This is a genomic window from uncultured Bacteroides sp. (genome assembly GCF_905207245.1).
Taxonomy (GTDB): domain Bacteria; phylum Bacteroidota; class Bacteroidia; order Bacteroidales; family Bacteroidaceae; genus Bacteroides.
This window is the reverse complement of the sequence record NZ_CAJLKP010000043.1, coordinates 1-11,711: the sequence shown is the minus strand read 5'-3', so window position 1 is coordinate 11,711 and position 11,711 is coordinate 1. Positions and strand designations below refer to the sequence as shown.

Sequence of the window (11,711 nt, the reverse complement as noted above, 5' to 3'; positions counted from 1 at the left end):
TTATTCAGGCAATTTCCAGAAGGGGTAGTAGTTGAACCATTGTTCGGGATATTGGCTTATTATTTTTTCCAGGGCACTCACATATTGTTCCAGCAATAACTGTTCAGCTCTCTTTTCTCTTGAACCGGACACTTTCTCCGCCAATACAAAGTGGAAATGGTAGGTTTGCTTTGCCTCTCTCATGGCAAAATAGAAAACTACCGGAACTTTCATCCGCGTTGCCAGCAGGAAGGGGCCGATTGGGAAAGATGCTTCCTGTCCCATGAATGTACACGTCAGCAGTTTGTCTGCATTCAGATAACGGTCTCCCTGGAAGCAAACATACTCTTTATTGTCCAGTGCTTCTGTGATTTTGAATATGTGGGCAAGGTTGTCTTCATTGACCGGTATTATCTTGTAGGGTTGCTGCTGACCGTTTTTCTTCAGTATTTCTTTAATTTTCTGGTGTTCGGCATCGTACATCACTACGTTCATTTTCTTGCTGTAATCATTGAAAAAGGGAGTTCCTATCTCCCAATTTCCAACGTGGGCGCCAATCATAATTACTCCTTGGTTGCCATCCAATACATTCAGAAATTCCTGATAGTGGTTAAATTTGAAATGATACTTACCGACCATCCCATTTCCGATAGCTACTTTATCAATGAGTATCTGTCCCAGACGGTAATAGTTAGTCAGCAATAATCCCACCGAGCGCATACGGTTTCGTTTCAATATGCGGCGGGAGTATTGCCAGATACTCTTTGTTGCTTTCGGAGCAAATGGAATGAAATAAAGAACAATCAGAGTCAGAAAACCATAAGCGACCTTAACCCCGAGATACCTGATCATATAAATGAAAAACAGGTATCCGGATACACCGCCACGGGTTTTACCTTTCCACATCTTACTTATTCGTTTTTATTCTCTGCCATACGGGTGATGACGAGATTATAGAAGTCTTGGAATGTTTTGATTCCCACAAAGTCCTGCCCGGTAACATTGAAACCGAAGTTCTTCTCAATCAACACTACCATATCTACCAGGTCCAGGCTGTCTAACTCCAATGTTTGCATGAGCGGAGCATCAGACTGGATAAGATCGATATCTACTTCAAATTCTTCTGATAAGGTTTCTCTTATCTTTTCAATGATTTCTTCGTTGGTCATACTTATATTACTTTACTTTTTTTATAATTAATGTAGAATTTGTTCCGCCGAATCCAAAGGAGTTCGACAGGAAGGTATCAAATTCAGTATTTACTCGTAGGGCAGGGATTTTTAGCAGGGACGATGCTTCATCCGGCTCCTCGAAATTCAGGTTGGGGGCAATGAAATTGTTCTGCATCATTAAAGTAGAGTAGATAACTTCACTGGCGCCTGCCATCCACATTTCGTGACCGGTCATGGACTTCGTAGAAGTCACGTATGGGCGGTGCCCCTCAAATACCTCTGATATGGCTTTTGCCTCATTCAAATCCCCTATCGGAGTGGATGTTGCATGTGCATTGATATATTTAATTTCATCCAATGCAATTCCTGCATCTTTGATAGCCATTTCCAATGAACGCCTCGGACCGTCTATATTGGGCACGGATATATGCTCTCCGTTTGAAGAGAAACCATAACCGATAATCTCTGCCAATATGGGAGCCCCACGTTTCACTGCCGATTCATAACTTTCCAGAACCAGACTGGCACCACCACCACTGGGCACGAGTCCGTCCCTGTTTTTATCAAAAGGTCTGGATGCTTTTTGTGGTTCGGCCTCCCGGGTAGAGAAGGCACTTAGCCCATCAAAACTACCTACGGAGAAAGGATTCACTTCTTGCGCACCTCCGCATAATATGCAATCCTGCAATCCCGATTTGATGAGCAAGTATCCCATGCCAATGGCGTGTGATCCGCTTGCACAGGCACCGGAGATGGTGAAGTTTACCCCTCTGAGCTTGAATATGACTGACAGGTTCATGGATACAGTCGAGTTCATGGACTGGAAGATAGAACCGGAACCTACCAGAACCGTATTTTTCTTTTCCCGTATAATATCTACCGCATTGATAATGGGTGCAGTACTGCTGTCATTTCCAAAAAGAACTCCTACCTCGTTTGCTTCCAGAAATGCCTCATCTATACCAGCGTTTCTGAATGCTTCTACTGTTGCCATATATGCATATTCACCCTGTTCGGGCAGACAGAGACGTTTCCGCCTGTCCAGTAGTTTTTTGAGCTCAGGGCGTTCCAACAGGCCTGTCAATGAGGATAAATATCCCATTTTTTTTCGTTCAGGATCAATGCCAATCCCTGATTTTCCATTGTATAAGGAGTCGGTTACCTCGTCCAGGTTTTTACCGATGCACGAGTAGATTCCCATTCCTGTGATGACAACTCTTCTCATGTATACAGTCCTCCATTGATTGAAATCACTTCACCCGTAATGTAAGAGGCGTTGGGGGATACCAAGAAGCCAACAAGAGCTGCCACTTCTTCCGGTTCACCGAAGCGTCCGGCAGGGATGTGTTTTTTCCACTCGTTTTCATTGATATCCTCAGTCATTTCCGTACGGATGAATCCCGGTGCTACGGCATTGACTGTCACATGTTTCTTTGCTACCTCCTGGGCCAATGCCTTGGTAGCGGCAATGACACCGCCTTTAGCTGCAGAATAGTTGGTCTGTCCGGGCATGCCTTTGATGCCTGATAGTGAAACTACGTTGACTATACGTCCGAAGCGTTTGACTAACATGTTTTTAAGTAATGCCTGAGTAACGTGGAAGAATCCGTTCAGGCTGGTATCCAATACACTATTCCATTCTTCTCCGGTCATCCAGAGCATAAGGTTGTCTTTACGTATGCCTGCATTATTTATCAGTACTTCGATATATTCTTCCGGGTGTCGGGTACTCCAGGAGTTTATGGCTTCGGTTACTGCATTCGGGTTGGTGACGTCAAACTTCAATAACTCTCCGTCTCCTCCTTTTTCACGAACCAATTGTAGGGTCTTTGCTGCTTCCTTATCGTTACTTTGATAATTAATCAGCACTGTATATCCCATCTCTGCCAACTTTATGCTGACAGTACGTCCTATACCCCGGCTTCCGCCTGTTATTAACGCGTATTTCATTTATAAATTAAATTTCTTATTCTTCAAGTACTTACCCATTGCTTCTATCTCTTTGTATTTGGGAGTGTCCTGGGTAAATACGGGGAAAAATGCCCGGATTTCATTGTATACACAACGTGACTCTGTGCTCAACTTCTCCTGTATCTTTAAATAATCCACTGCCTGTACAATACCCATAAACAGAATACTCATGACTTGATAAGAATTCTCAATAACCGTTTTTGCCATTAATGCAGAGTTGGTTCCCATGCTCACAATATCCTGGTTATCGTTGTTGTTGGGAATGCTATGCACATACATCGGATTAGACAAAGTCTGGCATTCGGCAGTTGTAGAGGTTGCCGTGAATTGTGAGGCTTGCAGTCCATAATTCAATCCTAATACTCCTAAGTTGACAAAAGGAGGGAGGATGCCATTGATTCTATCATGAAACAGATAGTTCAATTGACGCTCGCTGAGCATAGTTAGTTTCGTGATGGCTATTTTCAGTTTATCCATCTCAAAAGATATATAATCTCCATGGAAGTTACCACCATGGTATACATTCTGTGTCTCAGGATCGACAATCGGGTTATCACAAGCAGAGTTGATTTCATTGATGAGCACTTCTTCCACATTGGCTAAAGCATCATATACCGGCCCCAGAATCTGCGGAGTACATCTTAATGAATAATAAGGTTGTACTTTATGTTCAAAAATCTTCTCCTCATGTTTTTGTCCGTACAATTCAATTTCCCTTTTGAGTGTGCACTTGCTGTCTGCCATTTGTTTTCTCATGGCCTCAGCTATTTTCTGCTGGCCTTTGTGGAGTTTGGCATCATTGAGCGGCTGGGAGATAAAATCGTCATACGATGCAGCAATCTCATTCATCATTACCGATGCACAAACCGACCAATTGAGCAATTGGCGGGCATAAAGCAAATTCACAATGCCAATGCCTGTCATGACAGAAGTGCCATTGGTTACCGAGAGCCCTTCGCGTATGTGTATGGAAAAAGGCTCGAGGTGATTCTTCTCAAGTACCTGGGCGGTAGGTTGTAGCTCTCCTTTATAGAAGACTTCGCCTTCTCCTATCAGTGCTAATGCCATGTGAGCAAGTTGCACCAAGTCACCACTGGCACCTACGCTGCCATGTTCCGGTATATATGGAAAAATATTCAGGTTAATGAACTTAACGAGTAACTCTACCAGTTCCGTGTGTATTCCTGATTTCCCTTGTAGAAAGGTGAATAATCTGGCAATCATTGCTGCTTTTACATAGAGTGAAGGCAATGGTTGTCCGGCTCCGGTAGAGTGGCTTCTGATAATATTATATTGTAGTTCTCTTAATGACTTGTCTTCGATTCTATATTGCGCCATAGGACCGAATCCTGTATTGATTCCGTAAATAATTTTATCGCTTGAGAACTCTCTTAAGAAGTGAAAACTTTTATCTACTTCTTGGATACATTCATCGGAAATTATTATTTCTTCATCATTAAATAGTATCCTTCGGAGTATCTCTAAATTTATATATTTGCCGACTATCATAGTATACTTCATTGATATAGACTGCAAAAATAGCTATTTTATATCAATAATAGATGTCTATGCAAAATAAAACTTTTATTAGCGGAATGGTTTTGGGAAGCTTAAATCTATTGTAAATAATGTTATTCAGTAATAGCTCCCAGTAATTTTACCTCATGATTCATGTCATTTGTACTACAGCTTCCGTTGAACTTGGCTTGCGATTCTATTTCCAGTTTCGTGGTATAGATGTTGCCTTGCATCACACAGTTGGCTTTCAGGGTGAGTTCTTCCTTCACGTATGCATCGCCAATGATAGTGCCGTGCAGGCAGGCGTGCGTACAGGAAATGTTTCCGTTTATTCTTCCTTCAGGACCAATCACTATTTTTCCGGTGCATCGGATATTGCCTTCTATCGTTCCATCGATACGCATATCTCCTTCTATGGAACAGTCACCCTTGATTAAACTTTGGTTGGAAAGGGTGGTTAACTGGTTACTAACTTTATCGTCTATTCCTTTTTTAGAGTTAAACATATTATAGTGTGCTTTTATTGTTTGACTTTCATTCCATTTACGCCTCTACACGGGTCACCTGCTTGATGTTCTGTATCTGTTTCAGATTATTGCAAATGGTTTTCACGTCGTCCACATCATGTACATACAATTGCAGGTTGCCTTCAAAGATGCCGTCCGTTGTTTCAATTGTCAGTTTACGGATATTCACATTCAACTGGCGGGAGATGACTTGGGTCACTTCGTTCAGCAATCCCATGGCATCTATACCTTTTATATATATATTCACCAAGAAAGAGAGCTCCTTGTGTGTGTCCCATTCTGTGGCAAGAATGCGGTTTCCGTAGCTACTCTTCAATCGGGCGGCAACGGGGCATTGGCGTTTATGAATGATGATCCGGTCATTCTCGTCAATGTAACCCAGCACGTCATCACCGGGTATAGGGTGACAGCATTCTGCCATGATATAGTTCTTCTGGATATTCTCTTCCGTCAGTTTCAGAATTTGCTTCGTATTGATTTTCTCCTTTTCTTGCGGCACCTTCTCTTCGACCGGTTCTTTATTATCTTTATTGCTGCCGAACGAGAATGTGAGGAACTTCTTCCAGTTGGTTCCCTGCTTTTCTTTCAAGGCGTTTTTATCCAGATCTCCGAGTACGATTTTCTTGTTGCCGATGGCTATGAGTAATTCGTCACGGCTTTTCATGTTATGAGCCTTTACCAGTTTGTCTACCAGTATGTCATCCGGTCGCAGTTCTTCCTTTTTGAAGAATTCGTTCAGGAGGTTTTCGCCTTCTTTCTGGCTTGTTCTTTGCTCTTTGCGCAGGATGGCGGCTATTTTGGCACGGGCACGGGCAGTCGTTGCAAATACTTCCCATTCCGGTTGTACGCGTTGAGATTTGGATGTCAGTACCTCCACCTGGTCACCGCTCTGCAATTTGTGGCTCAATGGTACAAGCTTATGGTTTACCTTTGCACCGATGCAGTGGCTACCGATGTCTGTGTGCAGGGAGAAAGCAAAGTCCAGTGCTGTAGAATTCTGCGGCATGGTTTTGATTTCACCTTTCGGAGTAAACACGAATATCTCCGATGCAAACAGGTTCAGTTTGATGGTATCGAGGAAGTCGATAGCGTCCGGTTGTGGGTCATCGAGAATTTCCTTGATGGTGCGTAGCCATTTATCCAGTTCGCCTTCGTCTTCACCGCCACCTCCTTCTTTGTATTTCCAGTGTGCAGCAAAGCCTTGTTCGGCCACGTCGTTCATGCGCTCGCTGCGGATTTGCACTTCAATCCACTGTCCGTTGTTGCCCATGAGGGTGACGTGCAGGGCTTGATAACCGTTTGCTTTGGGGTGGCTCACCCAGTCGCGCAGGCGGTCGGGATGGGGCTTGTATATTTTGGAGATGGAGACGTAGATGTCGAAACAATCGTTCAGTTCCTCGTCCGTATTGCGTGGTTCGAAAATGATGCGTACGGCAAGCAGGTCGTAGATTTCCTCGAACGGCACATGCTTGGTCTGCATCTTGTTCCAGATGGAGAAGATGGATTTTACACGTGCAAGAATACGGTATTTCAACCCCATTTTGTCCAGTTGGGCACGAATCGGGGCGGTGAACTCCTTGAATACCTTGTCACGCTCGGTAGCTGTGGCCGCCAGCTTTTCTTCGATTTCGTGATATTCTTCGGGATGTTCGTATCTGAAACTCAGGTTTTCCAGTTCAGTTTTTATTTTATAAAGCCCCAGGCGGTTGGCAAGGGGGGCATAGATATACAATGTCTCACCTGCAATCTTGAATTGCTTGTTGGGCAGCATGGAACCTAACGTGCGCATATTATGCAGACGGTCGGCTATTTTGATAAGAATCACACGTATATCATCAGACATCGTCAGCAGTAACTTTTTGAAGTTCTCTGCCTGTGCCGAAGCGCGGTCACCGAAGATACCACCGGATATTTTAGTCAGCCCGTCCACAATCTGGGCAATCTTCGGGCCGAATATATTTTCTATGTCTTCTACGGTATAGTCTGTGTCCTCTACCACATCGTGCAGCAGGGCGGCACAAATGGACGTAGAGCCCAAACCTATTTCGGTGCATACAATCTGTGCCACAGCAAGCGGGTGCATAATGTAAGGCTCGCCCGAACGGCGTTTGATGCCCTTATGCGCCTGGTTGGCAAAGTTGAATGCTTTTGTAATAATCTCAATACGCTTACGGTGTTTGGTTGCCAAATAGTCGTTCAACAGTTGCTGGAAAGCCTGTTCTATCATTTCCTCTTCGACTTTTTCTTTATCTTTCTGGCTCACATTCTCTTCCATAACCTGTTCTCCTTTCTTCAATTGCTGCAAAAATAAGCAAATTTCAACATCACGCAAGCGTTTGTGGGTTTATTTATATATCTTCAGTTGCTTTCCGGCGGAAATGTTGGTGTTGCGCAGTCCGTTCCAACTTTGAAGTTGTTTGACGGTGACACCATAACGGCGTGCGATGCTTCCCAGTGTTTCTCCGTTTCGTATCTTATGACGCGTCAGGTTGCCGCTGCCAGTGGTGGCGCGCCGTCCTGTAGAACGGGTTTCGGAGATGGCTACCGTTCGGCGGTTCTTGAACAGTTCGTTAGAACGATGGGCATAGATTGTATCTTGGTTGTCGATAAATGTACTGATGGAGTTCATCGGCAGGCGGAGAGTCTGTGCTTTGCTTTCACCGGGAATAATGCTCTTTTTGTACTGGGGGTTAAGGCTTTTGACTTCTTCCAGGCTGACGCCACAGATATCGGCAAGTTGTTCGAAGTGTAAGTTTTTTGTCACCAGAACGGTGTCCGTTGCCTCAGGAATATTGGTTTCCATGGGGCAGATGTTGTGCTTGCAGTAATACGTCATAACATAGTTGGCTGCAATAAATGCAGGCACATATCCTCGGGTTTCCTTTGGCAGGAAGTTGTAGATTTCCCAATAGTCCGTTTTCCCTCCGGCGCGGCGTATAGCCTTGTTGATGGTGCCCGGTCCACAGTTGTAGGCGGCAATCACCAAGTTCCAGTCCTGATAAATGGCATACAAATCCTTCAGGTAGCGGGCGGCTGCCCAAGTGGCTTTTATCGGGTCGCAGCGTTCGTCAACGAGGCTGTTGCTTTCCAGCCCGTACATCTTTCCGGTAGCCAGCATAAACTGCCACAAGCCGGAGGCGCCTACGCGCGACCTGGCGGAAGGGTTGAGGGCGGACTCGATAATGGGCAGATACCTGAGTTCGAGCGGCAGACCGTAGGTATCGAGTGCTTCTTCAAAGATAGGCATGTAGAAGTTGCAGGCGCTCAGCATAAATGCTACATTATTGCGCAGGCGTCCGGTGTACATATCAATAAATTTGCGTACAATTTCATTGTATGGCATTTCCATTACGGCTGGAATGCGGCTCAGGCGGTCGATATAGACAGAGTCGCTGAAAAGAGGATTCTCTGTAGAAGTGCTGCAATCTTTGCTCAGGTCGATATAATTCTTCGCTTTCCAGTCGTTGAGCAAGCTGTCCAGCGGATATGTCATACTTTGGGGAAGCTCGATACTTTCCTTTCGTTCTGTTCCGTTGTCGCGGATGAGCACATCCACACTTTCCTGCGCTTGTACGTGAAAGGTGAAAAGTGATAGACAAAACAGGAACGGAGTAGCGATAAACTTCTTCATGTTTACAGATTTATTTTTCATGTGTGATTATTCTTTGGTATAGCTTATTTATTCATTAAAAACGGAAACTACATTGCAGCCCGACCGACTTGTTGGAGGTGCCGCTACTGTATTGGTTGTTGATTACAGCCGGCTCTATCCGCATGCTAAGGTCGGGGGTGATGTCGAAATTAGATAACTCTGCATCTACATAAGCATCGATTACCGATATCAGATAGACGCCTATGAAGGCGAAGATACTCAGGTCACGATACCGACGGTATGTGTCTTTTCGCTTCCGGAGGGTTTCTGTTATCTGGGTTTTGGAAACACGGTCAACGTATCCGGGAGGCAGGAGGTCATTGATACTGCTGGCTTCCCAATTTCCTTGGGCGGCATCCTTGTAGGCCTGCATATAGTCTTTATACATTTTGCCATTCCACGTGAGCGCATATGCACATCCGGCAAAACCGCCATATATAATAGGCAGCTTCCAGTATTTCCGGTTATAGATTTGTCCGCCGCCGGGAATGACGAGAGCGAGCCATGTCGCCTTGGTCGGATTGGGAATGAATACTTTCTTGTTGACTGCCTCGTGCAGACTGTCCGCCGGTGTGGGCGGCACTTGCGGGGTGGCAGTAGTGGTCATCTCCAACAGGCGTTTTTTGTTTTCGGCAGCAATGCTGTCGGCTACGGCAATGCTGTCTACGGCTGCCGAACCCCGTTGCAGAGCGGGGGCGGCTTGCGAATCCAGACTATCCAATGCTATCTGTGGCAGCTTCCGTAGCGAATCTGCCTGTTGTGCTTGTTGGCGTTTGGCAGCGGCGCGCGGGCGGTCTTGCCCATACATAGCAATCCCTGCCGTCTGCACGAGGCAAAGCAGCAGGGCGATACACCATTGATATGTTCTTGTTCCTTTCGTCATTTATTTTTTTAGAGTATCGAGTATACCGATAATACGTTCCAAATCCTCTTCGTTATTGAACGGGATACTGATTTTACCTTTTCCTTTCTCCGAACAAGTCAACTGCACTTTGGTGCTGAAGAAGCCCGATAGCTGTTGTTTCAGCATGTTGAATTCTTCCGGCAGTTTGGCCCGTTTGGGAGCGATTTTGCGTCCGCCGCTTTTCACGGTTTCGCCTTCGTTCAGGGATTTTACTATTTCTTCTACCTTGCGTACGGAGTACCCGTGCTCAATGATTTCTTCGAATATTTTCACTTGCAGTTTTGGGTCACCCAGGGTGACAAGCGCACGGGCATGTCCCATATCTATCTGCTTGTTCTGTATTGCCATCTGGATAGGGGCGGGCAACTTCAACAGACGCAGATAGTTTGCGATAGTGGTACGCTTTTTACCTACGCGTTCGCTGAGGCGTTCCTGTGTCAGACCGTACTGTTCCAGCAGATGCTGGTAGGCAAGGGCTATTTCCACCGAGTTCAGGTCCTCGCGCTGTATGTTCTCGATGAGCGCCATTTCCATGACGTTTTCGTCGTCGGCAGTGCGGATATAAGCGGGGATACTTGCCAGACCGGCCCGTTGCGAAGCGCGGAAACGGCGCTCTCCGGCAATGATTTGATACTCATCGTCCGACAGCTTGCGCAGGGTAATGGGTTGAATGATACCTATTTCAGAGATTGAGTCGGCAAGTTCCTGAAGGGCAGTCTCGTCAAATTCGTGACGAGGCTGGTTAGGGTTGACGACAATCTTCGACAACTCTATTTCGTTGATGGAAGAAGAGCCTTCGGTCTGCACTTCGTCCATTGAGAGCAGGGCGTCCAGCCCGCGTCCTAATGCATTTCTTTTTTGTGCCATGGTTCTTCGTTTTAAATTTAATTGTTACGGCTAATCAGTTCTTTGGCAAGCGACATATGGTTCTTGGCCCCGGTGGAGTCCGCATCATACAAGATGGTGGGCAGACCGTAGCTGGGAGCCTCGCTCAGTTTGACGTTGCGCTGCACGACGGTATTGAACACCAATTCCTGGAAGTGGCGTTTCACTTCGTCGTAAATCTGGTTGGCCTGGCGCAGGCGCGAGTCGTACATCGTCAGCAGGAAACCTTCGATTTCGAGTGCCGGGTTCAGTTTCGACTTGATAATCTTGATGGTATTCAGCAGCTTACTGATACCTTCCAATGCAAAATACTCCGCTTGTACGGGGATAATCACAGAATCGGCTGCGGTGAGGGCATTGATGGTAATCAGTCCCAGTGAAGGTGAGCAGTCTATCAAGATATAATCAAACTCTTCCTTCAACGGTGCAAGCACTTCCTTCAATATCTTTTCCCTGTTTTTCAAGTTGAGCATCTCTATCTCGGCGCCTACCAAGTTTATGTGGGAGGAGATCACTTTCAGTGTATCAATCTCCGTGTCATGGATAGCTTCGCGGACATCGGCACGGTCAATAATGCACTCGTAAATAGTACATTCCGCCTGCTTGATGTCGACACCCAAACCGGAAGAGGCGTTTGCCTGCGGGTCTGCGTCCACAACGAGCACTTTCTTTTCCAGGGTGGCGAGGGAGGCTGCGAGGTTAATCGTAGTCGTTGTTTTTCCTACACCACCTTTTTGATTTGCCAAAGCAATAATTTTTCCCATATTCTTAGTGTTTATTGGCAGCGAAATAAGTGATAATTCCGTATTGCGCCTACTAAAAAAGAGAAAGATTGCAAAATCTGTTGATAAGTCGCCTATTTTGTTAATAACTCGAAGCTGTTTTTATTTCATTTCAGTCCGTAGCGGCGCTTTCCATTCTCTTGTTTAGCTTGCAAATATACGTAATAATCTTGAAATGAAACATCTTTTTTGTCTCGCTTGCAGAAGATTAAGATTTGTAAACGTGGGGAGAGGGGGTAATTCGTAATGTATTAGTTACGAGCTACCAGCTACAAGCTACAAGTAGCTGCGCTATGTTCCGAAAGGCACTTGTAGCTTGTA

General features: G+C 45.5%; 11 protein-coding genes. All 11 read right to left on the bottom strand.

Annotated elements, in window-relative coordinates:
* The 11 genes from QZ135_RS13855 to QZ135_RS13805 all read right to left on the bottom strand — a co-directional run bounded on the left by QZ135_RS13855 (window position 1) and on the right by QZ135_RS13805 (window position 11,372).
* Window positions 1-885, bottom strand: coding sequence for an acyltransferase (locus tag QZ135_RS13855; RefSeq protein WP_294610313.1), 885 nt, complete (start codon window positions 883-885; stop codon window positions 1-3).
* A gap of 5 nt (window positions 886-890) precedes the next feature.
* Window positions 891-1,148 (bottom strand): phosphopantetheine-binding protein, encoded by a 258-nt coding sequence (locus QZ135_RS13850; RefSeq protein WP_294610311.1) that lies wholly within the window; start codon window positions 1,146-1,148, stop codon window positions 891-893.
* Between the two features lie 7 nt (window positions 1,149-1,155).
* The gene (locus tag QZ135_RS13845) at window positions 1,156-2,376 is read right to left on the bottom strand and encodes a beta-ketoacyl-[acyl-carrier-protein] synthase family protein (RefSeq protein WP_294610308.1); all 1,221 of its coding nucleotides are present in this window, start codon (window positions 2,374-2,376) and stop codon (window positions 1,156-1,158) included.
* A complete protein-coding gene (fabG, locus tag QZ135_RS13840; RefSeq protein WP_294610305.1) occupies window positions 2,373-3,101 on the bottom strand; it encodes a 3-oxoacyl-ACP reductase FabG in 729 nt (242 codons plus the stop codon). The genes QZ135_RS13845 and fabG overlap by 4 nt, the downstream gene beginning before the upstream one ends.
* Complete coding sequence (locus QZ135_RS13835; protein ID WP_294610302.1) at window positions 3,102-4,631, bottom strand: aromatic amino acid ammonia-lyase; 1,530 nt, start codon at window positions 4,629-4,631, stop codon at window positions 3,102-3,104.
* 122 nt (window positions 4,632-4,753) lie between these two features.
* Complete coding sequence (locus QZ135_RS13830; RefSeq protein WP_294610299.1) at window positions 4,754-5,146, bottom strand: polymer-forming cytoskeletal protein; 393 nt, start codon at window positions 5,144-5,146, stop codon at window positions 4,754-4,756.
* Between the two features lie 37 nt (window positions 5,147-5,183).
* The gene (locus QZ135_RS13825) at window positions 5,184-7,442 is read right to left on the bottom strand and encodes a RelA/SpoT family protein (protein ID WP_294610296.1); all 2,259 of its coding nucleotides are present in this window, start codon (window positions 7,440-7,442) and stop codon (window positions 5,184-5,186) included.
* A 69-nt stretch (window positions 7,443-7,511) separates the two neighbouring features.
* Window positions 7,512-8,819, bottom strand: coding sequence for a lytic transglycosylase domain-containing protein (locus QZ135_RS13820; RefSeq protein WP_294610293.1), 1,308 nt, complete (start codon window positions 8,817-8,819; stop codon window positions 7,512-7,514).
* 34 nt (window positions 8,820-8,853) lie between these two features.
* On the bottom strand, window positions 8,854-9,702 hold the full coding sequence (locus QZ135_RS13815) for a DUF5683 domain-containing protein (RefSeq protein WP_294610290.1): 849 nt from the start codon (window positions 9,700-9,702) through the stop codon (window positions 8,854-8,856).
* Window positions 9,703-10,590 carry a ParB/RepB/Spo0J family partition protein gene (locus QZ135_RS13810; protein WP_294610287.1) on the bottom strand — a complete coding sequence of 296 codons (888 nt, stop codon included), beginning with the start codon at window positions 10,588-10,590 and terminating at the stop codon, window positions 9,703-9,705. It abuts the gene before it with no gap.
* A 17-nt stretch (window positions 10,591-10,607) separates the two neighbouring features.
* Window positions 10,608-11,372 carry an AAA family ATPase gene (locus QZ135_RS13805; protein WP_294610285.1) on the bottom strand — a complete coding sequence of 255 codons (765 nt, stop codon included), beginning with the start codon at window positions 11,370-11,372 and terminating at the stop codon, window positions 10,608-10,610.
* Window positions 11,373-11,711: the final 339 nt, after the last annotated feature.